This is a genomic window from Pseudomonas sp. LBUM1663 (assembly GCF_059695905.1).
The window spans coordinates 1,574,149-1,595,456 of the sequence record NZ_CP166792.1 but is presented as its reverse complement, the minus strand read 5'-3'; the positions used below and the strand labels follow the sequence as shown (position 1 = coordinate 1,595,456).

23 protein-coding genes are annotated in these 21,308 nt (G+C 59.8%); 8 read left to right on the top strand and 15 right to left on the bottom strand.

Annotated elements, in window-relative coordinates; all coding sequences use genetic code 11:
• Positions 1–161 precede the first annotated feature (161 nt).
• Positions 162–635: a cyclic nucleotide-binding domain-containing protein gene (locus tag ACA075_RS07175; RefSeq protein ID WP_497297892.1), complete on the top strand. Its 474-nt coding sequence runs from the start codon at positions 162–164 to the stop codon at positions 633–635.
• On the opposite strand, the gene ACA075_RS07170 is transcribed toward ACA075_RS07175, so the two are convergent.
• On the bottom strand, positions 632–922 hold the full coding sequence (locus ACA075_RS07170; RefSeq protein ID WP_497297891.1) for a hypothetical protein: 291 nt from the start codon (positions 920–922) through the stop codon (positions 632–634). The genes ACA075_RS07175 and ACA075_RS07170 overlap by 4 nt on opposite strands.
• 80 nt (positions 923–1,002) lie before the next feature.
• Between ACA075_RS07170 and ACA075_RS07165 the strand changes: the two genes are divergently transcribed.
• The 4 genes from ACA075_RS07165 to ACA075_RS07150 all read left to right on the top strand — a co-directional run bounded on the left by ACA075_RS07165 (position 1,003) and on the right by ACA075_RS07150 (position 3,259).
• Entirely contained in the window at positions 1,003–1,689 is a 687-nt protein-coding gene (locus ACA075_RS07165) for a spermidine synthase (protein ID WP_403099081.1), read from the top strand.
• Between the two features lie 48 nt (positions 1,690–1,737).
• Positions 1,738–2,109: a YajD family HNH nuclease gene (locus ACA075_RS07160; protein WP_010462132.1), complete on the top strand. Its 372-nt coding sequence runs from the start codon at positions 1,738–1,740 to the stop codon at positions 2,107–2,109.
• A 210-nt stretch (positions 2,110–2,319) separates the two neighbouring features.
• Positions 2,320–2,790: an RNA methyltransferase gene (locus tag ACA075_RS07155; protein WP_008153126.1), complete on the top strand. Its 471-nt coding sequence runs from the start codon at positions 2,320–2,322 to the stop codon at positions 2,788–2,790.
• A 91-nt stretch (positions 2,791–2,881) separates the two neighbouring features.
• Entirely contained in the window at positions 2,882–3,259 is a 378-nt protein-coding gene (locus ACA075_RS07150) for a YgaP family membrane protein (protein ID WP_094468629.1), read from the top strand.
• Between the two features lie 128 nt (positions 3,260–3,387).
• Here the strand turns inward: ACA075_RS07150 and ACA075_RS07145 are convergent, their stop codons facing one another.
• Together ACA075_RS07145 and ACA075_RS07140 are read right to left on the bottom strand one after the other, a co-directional pair.
• A complete protein-coding gene (locus ACA075_RS07145; RefSeq protein ID WP_497297890.1) occupies positions 3,388–4,617 on the bottom strand; it encodes a hypothetical protein in 1,230 nt (409 codons plus the stop codon).
• Positions 4,618–4,740: 123 nt separating this feature from the next.
• A complete protein-coding gene (locus ACA075_RS07140) occupies positions 4,741–5,190 on the bottom strand; it encodes a YcgN family cysteine cluster protein (protein WP_497297889.1) in 450 nt (149 codons plus the stop codon).
• A 278-nt stretch (positions 5,191–5,468) separates the two neighbouring features.
• Here ACA075_RS07140 and ACA075_RS07135 point away from each other — a divergent pair, with 278 nt between their 5' ends.
• The gene (locus ACA075_RS07135) at positions 5,469–6,062 is read left to right on the top strand and encodes a nitroreductase family protein (RefSeq protein WP_497297888.1); all 594 of its coding nucleotides are present in this window, start codon (positions 5,469–5,471) and stop codon (positions 6,060–6,062) included.
• Positions 6,063–6,218: 156 nt separating this feature from the next.
• Here the strand turns inward: ACA075_RS07135 and ACA075_RS07130 are convergent, their stop codons facing one another.
• The 6 genes from ACA075_RS07130 to ACA075_RS07105 form a co-directional block, all read right to left on the bottom strand.
• The gene (locus ACA075_RS07130; RefSeq protein ID WP_219095184.1) at positions 6,219–7,151 is read right to left on the bottom strand and encodes a D-2-hydroxyacid dehydrogenase; all 933 of its coding nucleotides are present in this window, start codon (positions 7,149–7,151) and stop codon (positions 6,219–6,221) included.
• Positions 7,152–7,271: 120 nt separating this feature from the next.
• Entirely contained in the window at positions 7,272–7,565 is a 294-nt protein-coding gene (locus ACA075_RS07125; RefSeq protein WP_007898694.1) for a YcgL domain-containing protein, read from the bottom strand.
• Entirely contained in the window at positions 7,562–8,695 is a 1,134-nt protein-coding gene (gene rnd, locus ACA075_RS07120; protein ID WP_497297887.1) for a ribonuclease D, read from the bottom strand. Before rnd ends, ACA075_RS07125 begins: the two co-directional genes overlap by 4 nt.
• 123 nt (positions 8,696–8,818) lie before the next feature.
• Positions 8,819–9,481, bottom strand: a complete 663-nt coding sequence (locus ACA075_RS07115; protein WP_094468635.1) for a class I SAM-dependent methyltransferase — start codon at positions 9,479–9,481, stop codon at positions 8,819–8,821.
• 73 nt (positions 9,482–9,554) lie between these two features.
• Positions 9,555–11,204: a phosphoethanolamine transferase gene (locus tag ACA075_RS07110; RefSeq protein ID WP_497297885.1), complete on the bottom strand. Its 1,650-nt coding sequence runs from the start codon at positions 11,202–11,204 to the stop codon at positions 9,555–9,557.
• A 179-nt stretch (positions 11,205–11,383) separates the two neighbouring features.
• Positions 11,384–12,766, bottom strand: coding sequence for a glutamine synthetase family protein (locus tag ACA075_RS07105; RefSeq protein WP_497297884.1), 1,383 nt, complete (start codon positions 12,764–12,766; stop codon positions 11,384–11,386).
• A 512-nt stretch (positions 12,767–13,278) separates the two neighbouring features.
• Between ACA075_RS07105 and ACA075_RS07100 the strand changes: the two genes are divergently transcribed.
• Positions 13,279–14,472, top strand: coding sequence for a cyanate transporter (locus tag ACA075_RS07100; protein WP_497297883.1), 1,194 nt, complete (start codon positions 13,279–13,281; stop codon positions 14,470–14,472).
• Between the two features lie 222 nt (positions 14,473–14,694).
• Complete coding sequence (locus ACA075_RS07095) at positions 14,695–15,630, top strand: LysR family transcriptional regulator (protein ID WP_497297882.1); 936 nt, start codon at positions 14,695–14,697, stop codon at positions 15,628–15,630.
• A 3-nt stretch (positions 15,631–15,633) separates the two neighbouring features.
• Here the strand turns inward: ACA075_RS07095 and ACA075_RS07090 are convergent, their stop codons facing one another.
• The 6 genes from ACA075_RS07090 to ACA075_RS07065 all read right to left on the bottom strand — a co-directional run bounded on the left by ACA075_RS07090 (position 15,634) and on the right by ACA075_RS07065 (position 21,229).
• Positions 15,634–15,999 carry a 5-carboxymethyl-2-hydroxymuconate Delta-isomerase gene (locus ACA075_RS07090; RefSeq protein ID WP_497297881.1) on the bottom strand — a complete coding sequence of 122 codons (366 nt, stop codon included), beginning with the start codon at positions 15,997–15,999 and terminating at the stop codon, positions 15,634–15,636.
• A gap of 57 nt (positions 16,000–16,056) precedes the next feature.
• On the bottom strand, positions 16,057–16,983 hold the full coding sequence (locus ACA075_RS07085; protein WP_497297880.1) for a LysR family transcriptional regulator: 927 nt from the start codon (positions 16,981–16,983) through the stop codon (positions 16,057–16,059).
• An 87-nt stretch (positions 16,984–17,070) separates the two neighbouring features.
• Complete coding sequence (locus tag ACA075_RS07080) at positions 17,071–19,167, bottom strand: DUF6311 domain-containing protein (RefSeq protein ID WP_497297879.1); 2,097 nt, start codon at positions 19,165–19,167, stop codon at positions 17,071–17,073.
• Positions 19,164–19,550, bottom strand: coding sequence for a GtrA family protein (locus tag ACA075_RS07075; protein ID WP_497297878.1), 387 nt, complete (start codon positions 19,548–19,550; stop codon positions 19,164–19,166). Before ACA075_RS07075 ends, ACA075_RS07080 begins: the two co-directional genes overlap by 4 nt.
• Positions 19,547–20,257: a class I SAM-dependent methyltransferase gene (locus ACA075_RS07070; protein ID WP_497297877.1), complete on the bottom strand. Its 711-nt coding sequence runs from the start codon at positions 20,255–20,257 to the stop codon at positions 19,547–19,549. Before ACA075_RS07070 ends, ACA075_RS07075 begins: the two co-directional genes overlap by 4 nt.
• 3 nt (positions 20,258–20,260) lie before the next feature.
• Complete coding sequence (locus ACA075_RS07065; RefSeq protein WP_497297876.1) at positions 20,261–21,229, bottom strand: glycosyltransferase family 2 protein; 969 nt, start codon at positions 21,227–21,229, stop codon at positions 20,261–20,263.
• Between the last annotated feature and the right edge of the window lie 79 nt (positions 21,230–21,308).

The following is a 21,308-nucleotide window of genomic DNA, read 5'->3' as shown; positions in this document are numbered from 1 at the left end:
CACATCCCCTGTGGGAGCGGGCTTGCTCGCGAAAGCGGCGGATCAGTCACATCGATACTGGATGTGCTGGCCTCTTCGCGAGCAAGCCCGCTCCCACAAGGGGTTGTGCGGTGGTTCAAGATCCGGAACAGATCCAGACACAAAAAAAAGACCGTGCCGACATGTCAGAACCGACCTTACTGAACAACGAAATCCGCGATTGGCTGATGGACTGCGGCCTGTTCGATCAACTGCTGCCGGCAGATTTCGCCGCTGCCTCCGGCTATTTCAGCATCAGCACCATCGCCGAAGGCGAAGAGATTTTCCATGAGGGTGATGCCGGCAGCTTCATGTGCATCATCCACACCGGCCAAGTGTCGGTGCAGAAGACCAACGGCGACGGACAGTTGGTGACCATGGCCACGCTGCGCAGCGGTCGCTCCTTCGGCGAAATGGCCGTGCTCGATGGCGAACGCCGCTCGGCCAGTTGCGTGGCCGCCAGCAACTGCCAACTGCTGAACCTGGGCAAGGACTCTCTAGAAAAAATGATCAACGATGCGCCGAAAATCGCTGCCAAGATCATCCGCGCCCTCGCCGTCTCCCTCTCCAAACGCCTGCGCATGGCCGACGGGCAATTGCTCTCGCAGCAGGTTTAACCGCCTGGGGATTTGGTTTTCGTGCTGTTCGGCTCAATACCCGGAACCGGCTGATCCTTGGTCGGCGGACTGGGCATCTCGATCGGCACCAGTGGCGGGCCGCCACTGCCAAGCCCGGTCCTGGGCGCAGTGGAGGGGGTAATTTGCGGATAAGGCGTCGGGGTCGCGGTGCCGGGCGAACCGGGCAGCGGCGCCGGGCTGATAGGAAGGGGTTGCAACTGCTGGGCCTGCACTGCAGTTATCGAGAGCGCGGCCAAGGCAATGACCGTTAGAATGGTGCGCTTCATCAATGGCTCCGTTGGCCTTGTTGTCATTGGCAGGCTACTCCCAACTGCCTCTGTTTGCCTTCCCCCAATTTGAGATTTCCATGAAACGTTTCGTTCTGCTCGACACCGCCCCTATCCCTGAAAACGGCGGCGCCTTGTGCCTGTTCGAGTATGGCGAGGATTTCGTCATCAAGATCCAGGGTGGCGACGGCGGGCAGTTGATGAACACCCGCATGCACGGCTCCGAAGATGCCCTGGCCGAGATCCCGTGCCGTAAGGTGGCTGGCCGACCGAACTCACGGGTGCTGATCGGCGGCCTCGGCATGGGCTTCACCCTCGCCTCGGCCCTCAAGCATCTGGGCAAGACCGCTGAAGTGGTGGTCGCCGAGCTGGTGCCTGGCGTGGTGGAATGGAATCGCGGGCCGCTGGGCGAGAAAGCCGGCAATCCGCTGCTCGACCCGCGCACCGTGATTCGCATGGAAGACGTGGCCAAAGTCCTGCAAGCCGAGCCGCACGGTTTCGACGCGATCATGCTCGACGTCGACAACGGCCCCGAAGGCCTGACCCAACGGGCCAACAGCTGGCTCTACTCCGCCGGTGGCCTGAGTGCCTGCGCCAAGGCCCTGCGGCCCAAAGGCGTGCTGGCGGTGTGGTCGGCCAGTGCCGACAAGCAGTTTTCCGACAAACTGAAGAAGGCCGGTTTCAAGGCCGAAGAAGTCCAGGTCTTCGCCCACGGCAACAAGGGCACCCGCCACACCATCTGGATTGCCGAGAAGCTCAAGGGCTGAGCTAAACTCACGTCATAACCGTCATTAGTCTTTTACAAAGGTGAACCCATGAGTTCGTCAACGCCGACCAATACCTCGAAGCTGGATCGCATCCTCGCCGACAACCAGCGCGACAAGGAAATGGGTTACCGCGACAAGGCCCTGAAGATGTACCCGCACGTGTGCGGCCGCTGTGCCCGCGAGTTCTCGGGCAAGCGCCTGAGCGAACTGACCGTGCACCACCGCGACCACAACCACGACAACAACCCGCAGGACGGCTCGAACTGGGAATTGTTGTGCCTGTATTGCCACGACAACGAACACTCGCGGTATACCGACCAGCAGTATTTTCACGAAGGCTCGCTGAGCACGCCGAAAATCGCCAAGGCGACGCATAACCCGTTTGCGGCGTTGGCCGGTCTGATGAAAAAAGACGACTGAAGGTCTTCAGTGCCCCAACTTTCCTCATCGCTAGCAGGCTAGCTCCCACAGGGGATCTTCTGTGCACATGAGTATGTGTGAACGCCCAAGATCGAATGTGGGAGCTAGCCTGCTAGCGATAGCAATTGTTCAGGCACCACCAATCTACAATCTGACTCCCCTCCCCCAATCCCCGTATAATCGCCGTTTTTTCCCGAAGGCACCCCGCTCGTGGCAGACAAACGGTACAGCTGCATTGGTTTGTATAACCCCAAATCACCGGAAAACGTCGGCTCGGTCATGCGCGCCGCCGGCTGCTATGGCGTGGCGTCCGTGTTCTACACCGGCAAGCGTTATGAACGCGCCGCCGACTTCGTCACAGACACCAAGCGCGTCCACTACGACATCCCGCTGATCGGCATCGACGATTTGAAGAAAATCCTGCCATTGGGCTGCGTGCCCGTCGCCGTCGAACTGGTCGAAGGCGCCCGCTCGCTCCCCGAATACACCCACCCGGACCGCGCGCTGTACATCTTCGGTCCGGAAGACGGTTCGCTGGATAAAGAGATTCGCGACTGGTGCGAAGACGTGGTCTATATCCCGACCACCGGTTGCATGAACCTGGCCGCCACCGTCAACGTCGTGCTCTACGACCGCATGTCCAAGGGGCTCAATACCCGTTCCGGGGCAAAATTCCGCTGAATCACCGCACATTCGATGGAACAAGCCGACCGCCCCGGCAGTCAGCTTAACTATCTATTGTTGAAGCAGCCTTCCTGCCTGGAGACAGATCATGAGCGAACTCAAACGCGTAGAACGCATCGAATCCACCCCTTTCCAGACTCATTCAGAGCAGAACGTACACGGCTGGGAGCGCGTCGGCTCCCTGGCTGGCGGCGTGGTGATGATGAGCAAGGGCCTGCGTCGCGGCGGTATTTTCGGGTTGATTCAGGTGGCCATCGGCGGAGTCGCGCTGGCTCGCGGGATTACCGGGCATAGCTCGGCGAAAAGCCTGCTGGAGAAAAGCCGTCAGGACATGAACAACGTTCGGGCGAAGATCGAGCGGGCCGGGGAAGAATTGAGCAAGCTGAAGGCGAATGCCGAGGCGGCGACCCATACCGCGACGGTGACGGGCAATGATTCGCTGAAATCGCCTAAAACCGGGGTTTGATCCGAAAGATGCAGTGAGGCTGACGGCCTCTTCGCGGGCAAGCCTCGCTCCTACAGGATTGGCGTGATAACACGTGTTGTGTATGCCACAAAATCCTGTAGGAGCGAGGCTTGCCCGCGAAGGTGGTTTTACTGAATCAACTCGGTATCAAGGACCTTGGAAGACTCGCCAATCACGCTTTCTGCGAGCTGAACAAACTCTTTGGTATCCACACTCCCCAGATGCATCGCCCCGCGCAACACATCATCGAGCGAGCGCTTGTTGCGCGTTTTCAAACGAATCTCGCGATCCAGCTCCTGCAATAACAACACCGCTTTCGACACCTGTGCCGGGTTGATCTGCTCGCCACGCAAAGTCGTGACTTTCTGGCTGTCCTTGACCAACTTACCGTGCAAACTCTCATACCGCTCATCACTCATGCCACCCGCGCGGCGCACCAGTTCGATGGCGTAATACTCGGCAAACCCTTCACTGATCCAGTCACTGCGCTGTTTGTCGTTGATCCGCCCGAACACCTGCGCCAATTCACGCACCACCGCGCTGGTGCCGCTTTCACTGACCAACGGCAGGCGCGTGTTGAGATAGATCGATTCACGCGCAGCCAGGCTGCCGCGCCACATAGGGTCGTTGGCGCCGACGATCAGCAGTTTGACGGGATGACGGGGGAACACCGCTTGAACCTGCGGCCAGACAAAGGTCAGCAGCGTCAGCACGTCCATGCGGCGCATGCCCTGGCCTTGGGGCGAGGCGACGGTGACTTCGGTTTCCCCAAGCCGCGTGCGACGGCTGCCGAGGTGGCCGGCGAGCATCCAGCCCGTGGGTCGGTCGAACAGTCGAGAGACGTTATCGATACGGAATTTGTTCTTGCCGATGCGCGGCCAGGCGGTCTCGACGCTTTTCCAGCCGCTGGGCAATTCGAACTCAAGGCGTGACACCAGCTCGATGCCGTCCTGCTGATCGAGTCTTGCTGGCGGCACGAGGTCGTCACCGCGCATCAGCGCCCAGGTGGGCGTCATGCGCGTATCGAAGCTGCCGCTCTTGCGTCCATGGCTGATGCGCACGCGGTAGGTCAGGCTGGCCTTGTCAGTGGCCGGACGCCAAACGCCGCGTGTCTGCTTGCCCGGCGTGAGTTGCCATTGGCCGTCGGCCTTGAAGTCGCTGTAGTGGCTGCCGTCGCCCAGATCGAAATCCAGACTGCGCACCGCCGAGCCCTGGGCCAGCGTCAGCCGCACTTCGGCCTGATCGCTTTGCGGCAACAGGCGCACGTGATAATCCAGATCGACCTTCTTCGCCGCCCAAACGGACGGACTCAGGGCCAAGAGCCCAATGGCCAACGCCAGCCGCAATCCCACAGCCATACACACTCCTGTTGTGGCGAGCGAGCTTGCTCGCGCCGGGCTGCGTAGCGGCCCCGATTTTAGTAGTTATCGCCTGTTTGGTGAGTGCTGCGCACTCAGGCGGGAGCAAGCTCCCTCGCCACATTAACCCGCGCGGAAAATCAGATGATCTTCCCAATCGTCTTCGGCCACGCTGCCTTCGGCGAGCATGCGCCCGGACTGGGAAATGCGTTCGTGGTGCACCGCATCGCGATCACCGCACACCAGGTGATGCCATAGGGGCAAGTCCTTGCCTTCACTGACCAGCCGATAGCCGCAGGTCGGCGGCAACCAGCGGAATTCTTCGGCCTTGCCCGGCGTGAGCTGGATGCAGTCCGGCACAAAGTCACGACGGTTCGGGTAATCGCTGCACTGGCAGGTTTTCAGGTCCAGCAGTTTGCAGGCGATGCGCGTGTAATAGACAGAGTTGTCCTCTTCATCTTCGAGCTTTTGCAGGCAGCACAGACCGCAACCGTCGCACAGCGATTCCCACTCCTGCGGATCGAGTTGATCGAGGGTTTTGCGTATCCAGAACGGTTCGACTTTGGCGGCCATGGTTCGAGCATCAACATCAGGTGGTGAAAAGGCCGCCAGTCTAGTGCCAAGGCCCTTGCGGGCCAAGCATTGGCGACTGCCGGTAGAACGGGGCTTGTCAGTTTTTGCGCCGCCACGTAGCTTTGCCAGTCGCAAGGAGCCATGCCCAAATGCCATTAACGCTCAACCGCGTTGCATTCAGGTGAACTGCCAGGCTCTCGAAAGACCTTAGCGCCCAGCCCAACTGCGCCCGCAGGTTTTCGCCGCCCCTCACTTTCAAACGAAGCAAGGAATCTCTGATGAGTGCAAATCCACGCGTTGCCGATTATGCGATCCACCCTCAGTTCACCGATCGCTGGTCGCCCCGCGCCTTCACCGGCGAAACAATTCCCGAAGAAACCTTGCTGAGCTTCTTCGAAGCCGCACGCTGGGCGCCATCGGCCTACAACTCGCAGCCTTGGCGGTTTCTCTACGCGCGTCGCGATACGCCGGACTGGGAGCGTTTTCTGGGCCTGCTGAATGAATTCAACCGCGGCTGGGCGCAACACGCCTCGGCATTGGTGATCGTGATCTCGAAAACCACCTTCGCGGTACCCGGCGCCACCGAAGAAACCCCAGCCCTGTGGCACACCTTCGACACCGGTTCGGCCTGGGGCCACTTGGCGCTGCAAGCGAGCATCAGCGGCTGGCACACCCACGGCATGGCCGGTTTCGACCAGGACCTGACCCGCAAAGAGCTGAACATTCCTGAAGGTTACGCACTGCACGCAGCGGTGGCCGTGGGCAAACTGGGCGATAAAGCGACGCTGGCCGATTACCTGCAAGCGCGCGAAGAACCAAGCCCGCGCCGCCCGTTGAGCGAACTGGCGGCCGAAGGCGACTTCACCCTCTAAGCCCTCCCGCAAAACCCAATGTGGGAGCGGCGGTGCGACGATTCGACTTGCTCGCGAAGGGGCCGTCACATTCAACATCAATGTTGACTGACAGACCGCTTTCGCGAGCAGGCTCGCTCCCACAGGTTTTGCACACTATTCGAGTGAGCGGTGGGTTCAGTAGCCGCGGTTGAAGTCGACTTCCCCGCGCAACGCCTCGCCCGCCTGATACGCCCGCAAGTTTTCGACAAACAGGTTGACCATCATCGAGGGAGAGGTCGGTGCCGAGCTGTGGCCGGTCAGCAGCAAGCCCCAGGCAGTCCAGAATGGATGACGCTGCGGCAGCGGCTCCTGACGGCAAACGTCGATGACCGCGCCCGCCAGATGCCCTTCTTTCAAGGCCTCCACCAGGTCCGCGTCGACCACGGCCACGCCACGCCCGACATTGATGAACAACCCGGTCGGCTTGAACTGCTTGAACAGCGCCGCGTCGTACAAGTCGTGGGTATTGGGGGTGTTGGGCAGCAGATTGATGACGAAATCCACTTCACCGACCAGCCGTGGCAAGTCCGCCAGCGCGCCGACTTCAACAAATGGCGCCTGCTCGCGGGCTTCGCTGGCGATGCCGTACAACTCGACGCCAAACGGTACTAGGAACTTTGCCACTGTCTGACCGATGTCACCGGTGCCGACGATCAACACCTTGCGTCCCGCCAGGCTCTGGCCCTGACGACTGTCCCACTTGCGCTCGACCTGGCTGACCAACCGCGCCAGCACTTCGCGCTCGTGGCCGAGCATGTAGGTCAGGACGTATTCGGCCATGACCTGACCAAAAATCCCCACCGCTCGCGTCAGACGATAATCGCGGCGCAAACCGTCGGCCAGCAGCGGCGTGATGCCGGCCCAGGTCGATTGCAGCCATTGTGGCTGGTGGCCCTGGCGCAACAAGTTTGCCAGCAGGTCCGGCTGGCCCAGCCAGATAGGGCAGTCGGCCGCCTGGCTGGCCAGTTCGGCGGAGTCGCCGCTGGTCAGCACTTCCAGATCAGGCGCAGCCTGACGTAACAGTTGGGCGTACACGGGGTGGTCGTGTTCAGCAATCAGAACGCGCATGGTTCAAACCTTTCGAAAACAGTGCAAACGGCCGCCGACGGAGTTTCGCTCCGTCGCCCTGGCCATCGCCAAAATCATTCCAGTGTTTCACACAGACTCTGAACAGAGCCTGTCTGCCGATCACATCGGGTCGTTGCGTCGCAGCAATTCTTCCGGCAAGTGTTCGATGTATTCGTCTTCGGCCGGTGGCATTTGCAGGTGGTAGCCCTGCTTCTCAAGGTTTTCCAGGACCACAGTGATGTCCTCGCGCGACAGTTTGCGCTCGGGGGTCAGCACCAGATCGAAAGCGTGATGAGGTTTGCCGAAGGCGGCCATCAAACTTTCCGGGACGCGCTCCAGTGCATCGCTTTTTAGCACATAGAGGTACATCTCGTTTTTCTTCAGGCTTCGATAGATGGAGCAAATACGTTTCAAGGCTGTTCTCCGGCGGTGGCCAAGCTGTCGAGCAGCGCCTGGCCCATCAATTCGCGGCGCCAGCCACGCAGCGAATCAGGCAATTGGTAAGGACCGTTTGGGTAGCCGCTCTTGAGCAGCGCTTCCAGGGTTTTCTTGCGCAGCATCAGTTCCGGCGCAATGTTCAGGCGCTCGGCTTCGGCCTGGCCGATCGCACGCAGCTGTTTGATCAGGTTGGCGGCGTCCACCGGCAGCGGCTCTGGCACGGCGGGCGGCCATTGATCTGGCGACACACTGCCAGAGCGCTTGATCAGATCAAGCAGAAATTCGCCGTCCTGACGCACGGTACGCGGGTGCATGTCTTCGATTTTCGCCAGCGCGCCGAGGTTGTCCGGTTGCGTGCGCGCCAATGGCCACAGCGAGTGCTCACGGACAATGCGATTGCGCGGCAGGTCGCGGGCGCGGGCTTCGCGCTCACGCCAGGCGCAGAGTTCACGCAACACGGCGAGCTGGGCGCGGGAGAGCTTCCAGGCCAGCTTGGCTTCGCGATAGACCTCGTAGGGATCGATCTCGCGGCGCAGGTTGGCCACCAGCTCGGCGCCGTCTTCCAGGACCCAGGCGTACTTGTCGTCGGACAGCTTCGGACGCAGCTGCACGAAAACTTCCGCCAGGTGCAAGGCATCTTCGGCGGCGTAGCTGATCTGGGTATCGGAAAGCGGACGTTGAAGCCAGTCGGAACGGGTTTCGCCCTTGGGCAGGTCGATGCCGAGCACTTCCTGCACCAACCGTGAATAACCCATCGAGAAACCGAGGTTCAGGTAAGCGGCGGCCAATTGTGTATCGAACAGCGGCGCTGGCAGGCTGCCGGTCAGACGCAGCAACACTTCGAGGTCTTCGCTGCACGCATGGACGACTTTGACCACCGCCGGGTTTTCCAGCAACGCGGCCAGAGGCTGCCAGTTGTCGATGGTCAGTGGGTCAATCAGGTAAGCGCGTACGCCATCGCCGATCTGCAGCAGGCCTGCGATCGGGTAAAAGGTGTCGACCCGCATGAATTCGGTGTCGAGGGCAACGTAGGGCAGCTGCTGCCACTCGGCGCAAAACTGACCGAGGCTATCGTTGTCGCGAATCCAGTGAATATCGATGGCCACACGGCTCTCCCTTGAAGAATGGCGCGCAGTATATATCGCCCCCGGCGATTTCCGCGCATCCACTGAACAAGAGCTTTAGCGAAAAGACCTGCCTGACGGCAAGAAATGTCTGACAAGCGGAGGTTAACTGGCCTTGCGCAGCACGTAGACCCGCATTCGTGCACAACCGGGCAGGAAGTCCTGGTGACTGAGCAAGCTGAAACCCGCGAGCCTGAATTCGGCTTCGAACTCCGCCTTGCCGGCCAGCGGCCGGGGGTGAGCGCCCGTTGCGCCCGAGCGGCGGAGCTTGAAATGTGCATCGATCCGTACTGCCACAATCACTGTATCGCGACTCACACGGTGGAACTCTGCCAGCAGGGCCAACCGATGCTCCGGGCTGTCGATATGCTGAAACAGTTGCATGCAAAAAATGCTGTCGACCGCGTTCGCCGACAAGCCAAGGGTGAAGGCCGAACTCTGGAACGTCTTGATCCGCTTGAGCATGCTTGGCGAATGGTGAGTCTGGGCGTGGTTGAGCATGTCCTGCGAAGGGTCGGACGCGAGGATCACGCGGTTCGTATGCTCGGCCAACACCGGCCAGAAACGCCCGGCACCGCAGGCCACATCAAGAATCAAGCCCGGCTCACCGGCGACCTTCAACGCGTTGCGCACCAGTTGCTCGTCGCGCCAGAACGTCAAGCGCCCCGCCAGGCCACGCGGTCGCGGCTGAAGACAGACGCGGGCGTGTTCCTGATCGTAGCGCCGGGCGAACTCAAGCTCGATGGCGGATGGAGGTTGCGCGGACATGGGTAATGACTCTTGTAGGAAAATATGCCGGCCGCAGGTTAACGACCGGTCCGTGAAAAAAAGGTCGACACAGTTACTCTTTGGCCAACACTCCGTCGATCACGGCACCACGGCAACCCGCGAACATATCCAGCCCTTGGTTGTAGACTTTGCTGTTGACCTCCAGCAGACCCAGCATCGAATGGAACAGGTTGTCCTGGCTCAGGGGTTTGTCGCGGCTCAGTTGCAGGCAATGGGTGTCCACCGAGAACGACTTTTGGTAGCTGTCGGAGAACCACGCCAACATGGCCACGTGTTTCTGTTGTTCCGGTGCCAGCATGTAAGGCGTGCCATGGAGGAACAGGTTGTATTCGCCCAGGGATTCGCCGTGATCTGACAGATACAGCATGGCGGTATCCACTTTGTCCTGATTACTGCGCAACAAATCGATCAGGGTCGACAGCACGTGGTCGGTGTACACCAGCGTGTTGTCATAACCGTTGACGATACTTTCGCGACTGCAATTGTTCAGCGCATTACTTTCACAGACTGGAGTAAAGCGTTCGTACTCTTTCGGGTAGCGCTTGAAGTATTCCGGGCCATGGCTGCCCATCTGGTGCAGGACCAGCACGGTGTCCTTATCCAGCGTATCGATGAAGTGCTGCAGACCTTGCAGGAGAATTTCGTCGCGGCATTCACTGTTGGCGCACAGCACCGGGTCCTTTAGGTTGCTCACGTCATCGAGGGTGACCCGGTCGCACGTGCCTTTACAGCCCGATTGATTGTCACGCCAGATGACGTCGAGACCGGCGCGCTTGAGCACGTCCAGCAGGCCCTCTTCATTCTTCGCCGTGCTGGCATTGTAATTCTTGCGGCCCATGTTCGAGAACATGCACGGCACTGAGACGGCCGTTTCCGTGCCGCAGGAATGCACGTCGGTGAACGCGATCAGGCCGGCTTCCTTATCCAGTTTTGGGGTGGTGTCGCGGTTGTAACCCAGAATGCCGAAGTTCTCGGCCCGGGCACTTTCGCCAACGACCAGCACCGTCAGGGATTTACGGCCGTGGGTTTTCCAGGCGGGATTTCGCTGGGCATCTTCACCGACCTTGACGAAGGGTTGCCGGGCGGAGACGACTTGCTCGCGCATAAAACCGAACGAAGCACCGATGTAGTTACTCGGTACCACCATCAGACGCAATTCATGGTGATTTCGAAACAACGAAGACAAGCCCTGATAATTCACCAGCGCGACGCCTCCGATGACCGCGACTGAAGCGACACTCACCAGTGCCTTACTTAACAACTCACGGTGCCAGCGGCGGTAATTAACCGGAACTTTCCACACTAACCATGAAGGCAAAACACCAAGCAGAAGAATATAGACCAGCAACTTCAACGAGAGTAAATCACGCACTTCCGTCGCGTTGGTTTGCGCAAAGTTGCGCAACATGCCGGTGTCGATCAGCACACCGTATTGGCTCATGAAGTAAGCGACCCCGGCGCTGATCATGAAGATCAGGATCAAGACCGGCTTCATCACGCGTCGGAATGCCAGGAAGGTCAGCACAATATTGAACGCCGCGAGAATCATCACGCCGAACGCGACGCGCATGACGATGCCCTTGCCGTCGGACGCGGTGATATCAAACAGGTGCTGCCAGAGCACTGAATTAAAGCCCGTTAAAAGAAAGGCGCTGGCAATCAGTGTCACCCATTCCGGGCGCACGGGCTTGAACTTCAACATGATGATTGGCTGTTCCTGAAAAGAAGGGCCCTCGGCAAATGTGAAAATTTCATTTACCGTGACAGCACTAACTTTAGCCATTCAACCATCAATTTTTTGTGAAAAAGAAGCCAACGATTAGTTGGCTCCTGTAATGAGATCGACACTTTTAACTTATTTGAGAATGGTTCAGCTTTCGTTCAGGCCTGATGTAAATACCAACGCCAGTCCTGCTCCCCGACTTCGCCCATGAACTGCCGATACTCGGCGCGCTTCACCGCCAGGTACACGCCAAGGAATTCTCTGCCGAACGCTTCACGCGCCCAGGTCGAACCTTCCAGCGCCCGCAAGGTGGTCAGCCAATCGGTTGGCAACAGTTCCGTGGCCTGGGCGTAACCATTGCCTTCCACGGGTGCGCCCGGGTCAAGCTGTTCGCGAATGCCGCGATGGATGCCGGCCAGAATCGCTGCGGCGGCCAGATACGGGTTGGCGTCGGCGCCGCAGATGCGGTGCTCGATGTGCCGTGAGAACGCCGGGCCACCGGGCACGCGCAAACTCACGGTGCGGTTGTCCACTCCCCAGGTCGCTGCCAGCGGCGCATAGCTGTTGGTCTGGAATCGACGGTAAGAGTTGGCGTTCGGGCAGAACAGCAGCAGCGAATCGAGCAAGGTACTGAGCATGCCGCCGACCGCGTGTTTGAGCAGTGGCGTGCCGTCCGGGGACTCACTGGCGAACAGGTTGTTGCCGTCCTTGTCCGCCAGGCTGACGTGCATGTGCATGCCGGTGCCCGCCAGGTCATCGAACGGTTTGGCCATAAAGCAGGCGGTCATCCCGTGTTTATGCGCGACACCTTTGACCAGCCGTTTGTAGCGCACCGCTTCGTCCATCGCCTGCAGCGCGTCGGTGCGGTGTTCGAGGGTGATTTCCACTTGCCCCGGCGCGTATTCGGAGATCGCCGTGCGTGCAGGAATACCCTGCAGTTTGCAGGCACTGTAGAGATCCGCCAGAAACGGCTCGATCTGCTCCAGCTCCCGCAAACCGTAGACCTGCGTCGATCGCGGTCGCCCGCCATCGACGTCCCGCGCCGGTTGCGGCCGACCGTTGCTGTCGCGCTGCTGATCCAGCAAATAGAACTCCAGCTCCGCCGCCATCACCGGGTAATAACCGTCGTCCTGCAAGCCTTCGATCACCTTCGCCAGCAGATGCCGAGGATCGGCAATCGTCGCAGGCATGCCTTCCTTCGGGTGCATGCTGACCTGCACCGCCGCCGTCGGAATCAACCGCCACGGCATGCGCGTCAAGCTGCCGCTGATCGGGTACGCCCGGCAATCGATGTCGCCGACGTCCCAGACCAGGCCTGAGTTTTCCACGTCATCGCCGTTGATGGTCAGGCCGAGAATGGTGCTCGGCAGCGGCCGACCGCTTTCGTACACCGCCAGCAGTTCATCACGATGCAGCAACTTGCCCCGTGGCACGCCGTTGTTGTCGAGGATGAACAACTCGAACATCTCGATATCCGGGTTCTGTTCGAGAAAGGTCAAAGCTTCTTGCTTCGTGGCGAAGGAGGTCGTGGCACAACTCATGGGAGTTCTCTTGTTTCCGCGTCAGGCAACACGCAGGCGCTGCCGGTTTGATCCCGGCGCACAGCGCAGGACCTGTCAGAAGAATCAACGGGAAAGGCAGAAATCCGGCGGGCGCGCGTGCCGGCAGTGCCAGAGCGCCCAGAAGGCTAATTCGGAGGGAAGTGCGACGGGGCAACCGTCCATAGAAAAAACCACAGAAAACAGATGAGCAGCAGCGTCACACGGGCGGTCAGGTCGTTAAATCGGGATTTGAAGAACTTTGGGTGTGGACAGACTAAACAATCATCCCTGACACACCACCATCCCTGTGGGAGCGGGCTTGCCCGCGATAGCGGTCGATTGGTCACCTGATTTGTTGAATGTTAATCCGTCATCGCGGGCAAGCCCGCTCCCACAGGGATTTGGTGTTGCAGCAGGGGTATTTAATTTTTAAATACACCTGCGGACTATCTGATTTGCGGCCTCCCGCCCTCGCGCGCCTAATCGGCTCCTTGTTATTGAAGGCCCGATAGATGGAAAACGTTCGCGCAACTTCCCGCCCTGCCCTCTGGCTGATGGTCAGCATCCTCCTTGTCGCCCTGAACCTGCGCCCGTCGATGGCGGCCGTCGGGCCCTTGCTGTCGGCCATTCGCGGGAACATCCCGTTGAGTTTCAGCCTGGCCTCGCTGCTGACCATGCTGCCCGTCATGGCCATGGGGCTGGCGATGTTTTTTGGCTTGAGCGTCAGCCAACGCCTTGGCGAACAGCGCACGGTGGTGATTTCGCTGCTGATCATTGGCCTCGCGACCGTGTCGCGGCTGTTCGTGGACTCGGCAGCCGAATTGATCCTCAGCGCCATGCTGGCCGGCATCGGTATTGCGCTGATCCAGGCATTGATGCCGGCGATGATCAAATCCCGCTTCAGCGACAACGTTGCCTTGTGCATGGGACTCTATGTGACGTCGATCATGGGCGGAGCGGCGATTGCGGCATCGTTTGCGCCCCTAGTGATGACCCGCACCGGCAGTTGGCGCGTGGGGCTGGCGATCTGGGCCGCGCTAGCGCTGGTGGCATTGCTGTTCTGGACCCTCGGGCGCCCGGGAACCTCGACGCCAACGGTACTCGCACCCCGCAACACATCGTTCTTCACAAATTCCCGAGCCTGGTTACTCGCGATCTTCTTCGGTTTGGGCACGGCGTCCTACACCTGTGTACTGGCCTGGCTGGCGCCGTACTACGTGGAAAAGGGCTGGAGCGAACAAAATGCCGGTTTGCTGCTGGGCTTCTTGACGGCCATGGAAGTGCTGTCCGGGCTGGTGACCCCCGCCATCGCCAACCGCAGCCGTGACCGACGCCTGGTGCTGGTGGTGTTGCTGGCGCTGATCATGGCCGGTTTCTGCGGGTTGATCCTCAGCCCGCAACATTTCAGACTGCTGTGGCCGTGCCTGTTGGGTTTGGGCATCGGCGGCCTGTTTCCGATGAGCCTGATCGTGTCGCTGGATCACCTCGACAACCCGCAACGCGCAGGCGGGCTGACGGCCTTTGTCCAGGGCATCGGCTACCTGATTGCGGGCCTGTCACCGCTGATGGCCGGTATGGTCCGCGATCAGTTTGGCAGTTTCGAATGGGCCTGGTGGTGCCTGACGGGTGTCATGGCACTGATGATCCTGATGGCCCTGCGCTTCAATCCGCGGCATTACGTCCGGCAATTTCCTGCGACTACTTGAGTATCTGCTGATCGACCTGCCGCAGTGCCAGCGCGTTGAGGGGTAAAGGCCTCTGGCCATGTTTTGTGGGATTAAATTCATAAGTCGTGTTCGGAACATTTTCTGTCCCACAACCGACCATGAAACATCCTACAGGGCATTCTCCTGGCACCATCGTTCCGTTAGGATCGTTCGCACACGTTTGCGCACAGTCAGCGCAAGGAGCACAGCGAGACAGAACGGATGCTGAACAGTAACTTGCTTAGAAAGCTCGATATGCAGGACCTCATGGTGTTTGTCGCCGTGTATGAGCAAAGCAGCGTCACCGGTGTGTCGGAGGCGCTGTGCGTCAGCCAGTCCACCGTGAGTTACTGCCTGAAGAAACTGCGCACCAGTTTTGAAGACGAGTTATTCATCAATACCCGCACGGGTATGCGCCCCACCTACAAAGCCAGCACCATGTACACCCATGTGCTGAAGATCCTCGAAAGCATCAACCTCTGCCACGCCGGCGCCCAGGCGTTCGATCCGACCTTGCAACCGGTCACGTTCAACATCTGCGCACCGGAATACTTCGAGCAGCTGATCCTGCCGCGCCTGTTGAAAAGCTTCGATTTCGCCGACCTGCCGGTGATGGTCAACATGCACAAGTTCGAGACCGACATACCCGCCGAAGACCTGCGCGATGGCAGCCTCGACCTGGTGATTTGTTTCGGCCCTCATCTTCATCGCAGCCACAGCGACTTCAAATCCCGGTTGTTGCTGGAAGATGATCTGGTCTGCGTCTTTGACAAACGCGCCACGCCACTGGAACCCCGTTTAAGCCTGAAGGCTTTTGTCGAACGCCGGCATGTGTTTCCGACGCCGTGGACATCCACCACCAACATGGTCGATGGCTGGCTGGCGCAACAGGCGCACAAACGGCAAATTATCGCGCGCTCCAACAGCTACAGCGCGGCGCTGAAAATGATCACCGGCACCGACTTCATCCTGACGTTGCCCCGCCGTATCCAGCAATTGCTGGCCAACGAGGCGGTCTTCAATCACTGCGAAGCGCCCAACGGCTTGCCGGGTTTCACCCTGGACATGCAGTGGAGTCAAAGCGTCGACCAGGACAGCGCCAACACCTGGCTGCGCGAGCAAGTGATCAAAGCCTGCGCCGAGCAGGAAATGGCCTGAAACTCAGTGGCCAATGGCGGTCTTGGTGTAGGACTCACGGTCGATGTCGAGGATCTCCACGCACAACTGGACTTCAACCCCTGTCGGCCATTCACACAGTTCCTGCACCACGGCCAGCAGGCTATCGGACAACTGCTTTTTGATCTGCGGCGGGCGACCGCTCAGCAGCGCCAGCTTCACATGCACAAACGCCCGTTCCCCCATCGCCGTGCCGACCTTGAACGTCGCGACCTTCACCGCACGGCTCTTGATATCGAACTCCGCAGCAAACTGACCGGAAGCTACCAAGGCATTATTGAGCCGGATCAACGCCACGTCGGCGTTCAGGCAGGGCAGGTTGGCGGTGTATTCCATGTGCAGGTGGGGCATGGTCTGGCTCCTGGTAGTGTGCAGAAAGGTCTTACATATAACACAGCGTCGTCTGACTCATTTGGACAGCGGCAACTCCGGGCGCTCACTCATGTACGCCTCCAGCCGCGCGCGCAACCAGCGTTCGGCCGGGTCGGTATCGACATGACTGAGCCAAACCATGGACAAGTCCAGCGTCGGGGTCTTGAACGGAAAGGGTTCCTTGAATAACTGACCCGAGGCGGCCATCGCCTCGGCCGCGTAATCCGGCAGGCTGGCGATCAGGTCGGTGCCGGCGAGCAAGGCCGGCAACGAACTGTACTGCGGCACCGACAGCACGACCTGACGGGTACGGCCGATTTCTGCCAGCCATTCATCGGCGTAGCCACTGACGTTGGCCGTGTGCGACACCAACACATGTGGGCGCGCGCAATATTCGTCGAGGGTCAGCGGGGTGTCCGAAGCATCGGCGCGCAAAATGCTCGGCTGGATGTGCCGCAACAACTTGCGCTTGGCGTTGGCTGGCAGGCCGCGTGTCTGGCTGATGCCGACCGTGATATCACCGGAGGCCAGCAAGTCGGGAATGCGCCAGTAATCGACATGCTGAACCACGAACACCACCTTCGGCGCTTCCTGGCGCAAGGCGCGCAGCAGCGGTGGCAGCAGGCCGAACTCGACGTCATCCGACAGCCCGATGCGAAAGGTCATGGTGCTGCTGGCCGGGTCGAAATCGTGGGTCAGGCTCAGGGCCACCGACAACGAATCCAGCGCCGGCGACAGGTGCAGGATGATTTCCTCGGCCCGCGCGGTCGGCTCCATGCGATGGCCGACCCGAATGAACAGCGGATCGTTGAACATCGTCCGCAGGCGGTTGAGCGCGGCACTGATGGTCGGCTGGCCGAGAAACAGCTTCTCCGCCACCCGTGTGACGTTGCGCTCGAGCATCAACGTTTCGAACACCACCATCAGGTTGATGTCAGCCTTGCGCAGTTCGTTGCGATTCATTCCTTGCCCCCGTTCCTCGACACTGCAGGCAGTTTAGAAAGACCTTGGGGCCGGCGTCTATCCGCATGGGCGCCGTGTACGGGTGAATCACTGCACGGTCAGCGACTTCAACCCCAGGCCCATGACGCGCTGATCATCCCCCAGCCCCAGTTGTTTCGGGCTGATAGCGTCGGGCAATTGCACGTGGATGCGCATCATCGAGTCCCGGGCGATGGCGTCGTGAATGGCCGGTGTGAGGGGGATTTCGATGTGATTACCCTGCAACCTCGTCAGACGAGTCGACAACGCCTGTACGCCGTTGATGGTAAAGACCATCGTCTGACTCTCGTGATTGGGCTGCACGAAGGCCAGCGCCTCGATTGCGATGGACTGAGCCTTGGGCGAAACCCGCAGCAGAATCTCGGCCTCTGCGCCTTCCGACCAGGTGCCCCAGGTTTCAGGGGGCGACCACCCGTTGGCCAGACTCGACGTCCTGTAGTTGAACAGTTGTTGTTGCCCCTGTCTGATCAACGGGACCGACTGCATCGAGCGTCCCCCGTCTTCCATCGCAAGGCATTGAGCGCATTGCTTCCAGCCCGGAGCCAACACCACCAGTCCGTCAATGCGGGCCAGCAGATCGGTGTCGCTGCGGACACTTTTGACGGCCTCAAGCATCGATTTTTCATCAAGGATGTACAGCGAATCCGGCTCGTACTGGCCTGTTTGCAGCATCCGTGCGGCGTTTTGTCGAGCCCGTTCCAGCGCCTTCGAACTCATGCGGCCCAGATAAGCGGTGTCGGTTTTCAGCCCATGGCTGGCGGCGTAATTGGCGATGGGCTGCCAGGTATCCGACTGATTCTGTGGCTGCAACGAACGAACCTTTGCATAGTGCAAGGCCGCACTGGCCCAGAATGGATCGCGCAGTGGGGTGGACCACTGCGAAGCCTTGGCCATCATCCGGTTTTGACGCAGCCCCGCCCAGCCATCCTGGGTATCCACGACCTGGACACACATCGCCAACGCCAGCAAACAGGCGGCAACACGCGGTCGATGGCCGCGCACCACCAGATAAATGACGACAAGCACGATGGCGTAGAACACCGGCCAGAACATCCGTCCCGATGCGCGAAAAATGTTGGCCCGATCGACGAATCGCTCCGGCAGCCAGTAATGAAAACCGAACCGGCCAACGCCGATGTCGTTCGAGAGCGCAAACAGCGTCAAGCCGATCAGGGTCAACAACAGAACAGGAAGACCACGTAGCGTGTTGCCAACGCCCGTCGTGCGACGAAACAGCACGACGCCAGCGCAGATCGCCAGCAACAGCAGGCCCGCCCCCAGGTAGTTGAAACCTTCGTAGTCGCCGCTGCCTTCCGGCAGATTCGGCAATACCAGCGACCAACCGTTCGCATCGATCGGCGCCAGCAAATTCATGCGATACAGACCAAAACCGGCGGAAACGGTACCGTCGCCGACGCTGAAATACCCGGCCTGCCAGCAGCACACACTCACCAGCAAAAACAGCAGGGCCAACTCGATCAGTGCTGTGCGCCATTTCAGCTGATGTTTGAAAGTTCTGCCGACAAGATCGGCCACCCAGATTAAGGCCACCATCGCCAACAGGTACGCATGCACCAGCGCGGTAGCCGCCAACAGCGAACCCCAAGCCAGTCGGCGTCGCGCCACATTGGGCAGCAATGCCAGGTACAGCGCCGCGAGGATCAGAAAATGGCCGGCGAGTGACAGATGACTGCCCATGCGCAAGAACATTGGCGGCGAAAACAGGAACAAACCCGTTCCTAACAGCCCGAGCAAGACACTGGGTGTTACCAGCCCCATCAATTTCCAGGCAAACCAGGCTTGCAGCACAAAGCACATCAACAGCCAGATGCCGAAGTATTGAAACGTCTCGGGGAGCCATGCACTGAAGGGTTTGAACAGCAAAGCCAATAGCGGATTGGAGTCAGAGAAGATGATCGCGTTGCCCAGTTCCAACCCGTAGGCAGGGTTCAGCCCGAGCGGAAATGTCCATGGAGCGTGTCGGAAAAACGCCCAGCCCAAATAATGAGTCGCCGGGTCACCGCTTTCCAGCCAGGCAATGTTTTGCGGGTCCAGCGCGCGTGGCCCGATCACCATGAGAAACGACACAACGCCCATTAACAGTGGCAGCCATGCGACCACCCACTGTTTGCCTGAAGCCTTCATCGATACGTCCAGAAGTTATGCAATACAAAGGTGAAGGCCGGAAGGGTCAGCGCCACCGCGCCAATCCCCAGCAAATAATGCAGCCCGGCCATTTGCGCAGCCCAGGCCACCAGCATCGCCAGCAGGAAACCGGCAGCGGAAACCATCATGAAACGCAGCAGCGTTCGACCGTGCAGGCGAGCGGAAAAGCTCCAGGTGGTATTGATCAGGTAAGACACCACGGTCGCCACGGCGAATGCCGCGCCATTGGCCAAGGGCGGCAGAGGCAGCACGTAATTGATGAACAACACGGCCACCAGCGCATGCAGGGCCGTGACGAACAACCCGGTCACGGCAAAGCGCAGGCCACGCTGGATCAAGGCGGATTTTTCGGCTGACGTCACGGCTTCTGCGCCAGGACAAACACCGTCAACCCGGCAAGACGATTCGCGCCCATCAATGGCAGTTCGAGGCTGCACAGCGTCTTCAACAGCGTATTCACCAGCGGATGGTGCTGCTTGAGTTGCGAGCGTGGTGGCGACGGTTGTGCACCCTTGGGCAACAAACGCAGGGTGGCGGCAATCGGGAACACCAGACCGAAGTAGTACGCGCCCTGCTTCACGGTCAAGCCAGCCTCCCGCGCCACCCTCTCCAGCTGCGGCAAGGTATAGCGGCGCCTGTGTTCCAGGAACTCATCGTGCCCGCTCCAGAGAAACTGGAACGCCGGCACCGTCATCAGGAAACGGCTGCCGGAGGGGACTTTATCGACGTAAGCCTTGAGCAACCCGACGTCGTCGTCGACATGCTCCAGCACGTCCATCAGCAGCACCAGATCGGCGTCCACCGAGTCGATGCCGCGACGGTAATGCACCGGTTTACCGGCGGTGGTGGCGTCCGAATCATCGTCGTAACTGATGTCGACGCACCAGGCTTCTCGGGCCGCCGAATGCGTCAGCAAATGATGGGAAAAGAACCCCGAGCCTGCGCCCACGTCGAGAATCCTTGTGAACGGCGTGTCGCCCAGCATTCGCGTGGTGGCCGCCGCTTTGGAGGCGTAATACCAATGCTGATCGATGCTTGAACCGAGGATGTCGGTTTCCTTGAGATCCATGGTTCAGTCCTTGGGGTCGTAGACACGCCGCACCAGGTACACCGGGCGGCGTTTTGACTCGATATACGTCCGGCCCAGGTATTCACCCAGCACGCCGATACCGATCAATTGCAGGCCGCCCAGAAACGTGACGGCGACCATCAGCGAGGCATAACCCGGCAGATCGACACCGGAAACCAGGGTGCGCAAGATGATGAAAATGGCGAACGAGAACGAGATCAGCGAGACGAACAGGCCCAGATACGTCCAGATACGCAGCGGTTCGGTGCTGAAACTGGTGATGCCCTCCAGCGCGAAGTTCCACAACCGCCAACCATTGAATTTGCTCGCCCCCGCCACCCGTTCGAGGCGCTCGTAGTTCACGTGAGTGGTGCGAAACCCGACCCAGGCAAACAGGCCTTTCATGAAGCGCCGGGACTCGGGCAGGGTTTGCAGGGCATCCACCACACAGCGGTCCATCAGCCGAAAATCACCGACGTTTTCCGGCAGGTGTTGCTCAGCGATTTTGTTGTGCAGGCGGTAGAACCAGTTGGCCGAGGTTTGCTTGGCCCAGGAGTCGGTCTTGCGACTCACACGATGGCCCAGCACCACTTCATAGCCTTCACGCCAAAGGGCGATCATCTCGAGGATGACTTCTGGCGGGTCCTGCAAATCGACATCGATCGGCACCACCACCTGGCCGGTGGCGGTCTGCAAGCCGGCGGTCAGGGCCGCTTCCTTGCCGAAATTGCGGCTCAGATCGACGATGCGCAGGCGCGCATCGGTCTGTTGACGCTCCAGCAGCAGGTCGAGCGTGGTGTCGGTGCTGCCGTCGTTGACGAACACCATTTCCAGACCGATCAGCATTTCATCCTTGAAGACGTCAGTGATCCGCGCGATGAACAAATCAATGGTCGCCGCTTCATTGAACACCGGGATCACAAGCGAAAGCTGCACATGCCCGGTCAGTTGCGTTCCGTGCTGATGAGTCAATTGATTGCTCTTTTTTATAGTGATTTTTCTACAATCCGAGGTCGCCGACAGATGCTCGACGCCATGAGCCGTGTCGTAT

What these genes read in the sequence shown, in the direction of transcription:
- ACA075_RS07175 (WP_497297892.1), top strand. Translation starts at nt 162, where the DNA reads ATGTCAGAACCGACCTTACTGAACAACGAAATCCGCGATTGGCTGATG.
- ACA075_RS07170 (WP_497297891.1), bottom strand. Translation starts at nt 922, where the DNA reads ATGAAGCGCACCATTCTAACGGTCATTGCCTTGGCCGCGCTCTCGATA.
- ACA075_RS07165 (WP_403099081.1), top strand. Translation starts at nt 1,003, where the DNA reads ATGAAACGTTTCGTTCTGCTCGACACCGCCCCTATCCCTGAAAACGGC.
- ACA075_RS07160 (WP_010462132.1), top strand. Translation starts at nt 1,738, where the DNA reads ATGAGTTCGTCAACGCCGACCAATACCTCGAAGCTGGATCGCATCCTC.
- ACA075_RS07150 (WP_094468629.1), top strand. Translation starts at nt 2,882, where the DNA reads ATGAGCGAACTCAAACGCGTAGAACGCATCGAATCCACCCCTTTCCAG.
- ACA075_RS07145 (WP_497297890.1), bottom strand. Translation starts at nt 4,617, where the DNA reads ATGGCTGTGGGATTGCGGCTGGCGTTGGCCATTGGGCTCTTGGCCCTG.
- ACA075_RS07140 (WP_497297889.1), bottom strand. Translation starts at nt 5,190, where the DNA reads ATGGCCGCCAAAGTCGAACCGTTCTGGATACGCAAAACCCTCGATCAA.
- ACA075_RS07135 (WP_497297888.1), top strand. Translation starts at nt 5,469, where the DNA reads ATGAGTGCAAATCCACGCGTTGCCGATTATGCGATCCACCCTCAGTTC.
- ACA075_RS07130 (WP_219095184.1), bottom strand. Translation starts at nt 7,151, where the DNA reads ATGCGCGTTCTGATTGCTGAACACGACCACCCCGTGTACGCCCAACTG.
- ACA075_RS07115 (WP_094468635.1), bottom strand. Translation starts at nt 9,481, where the DNA reads ATGTCCGCGCAACCTCCATCCGCCATCGAGCTTGAGTTCGCCCGGCGC.
- ACA075_RS07110 (WP_497297885.1), bottom strand. Translation starts at nt 11,204, where the DNA reads ATGTTGAAGTTCAAGCCCGTGCGCCCGGAATGGGTGACACTGATTGCC.
- ACA075_RS07105 (WP_497297884.1), bottom strand. Translation starts at nt 12,766, where the DNA reads ATGAGTTGTGCCACGACCTCCTTCGCCACGAAGCAAGAAGCTTTGACC.
- ACA075_RS07100 (WP_497297883.1), top strand. Translation starts at nt 13,279, where the DNA reads ATGGAAAACGTTCGCGCAACTTCCCGCCCTGCCCTCTGGCTGATGGTC.
- ACA075_RS07095 (WP_497297882.1), top strand. Translation starts at nt 14,695, where the DNA reads ATGCTGAACAGTAACTTGCTTAGAAAGCTCGATATGCAGGACCTCATG.
- ACA075_RS07090 (WP_497297881.1), bottom strand. Translation starts at nt 15,999, where the DNA reads ATGCCCCACCTGCACATGGAATACACCGCCAACCTGCCCTGCCTGAAC.
- ACA075_RS07085 (WP_497297880.1), bottom strand. Translation starts at nt 16,983, where the DNA reads ATGAATCGCAACGAACTGCGCAAGGCTGACATCAACCTGATGGTGGTG.
- ACA075_RS07080 (WP_497297879.1), bottom strand. Translation starts at nt 19,167, where the DNA reads ATGAAGGCTTCAGGCAAACAGTGGGTGGTCGCATGGCTGCCACTGTTA.
- ACA075_RS07070 (WP_497297877.1), bottom strand. Translation starts at nt 20,257, where the DNA reads ATGGATCTCAAGGAAACCGACATCCTCGGTTCAAGCATCGATCAGCAT.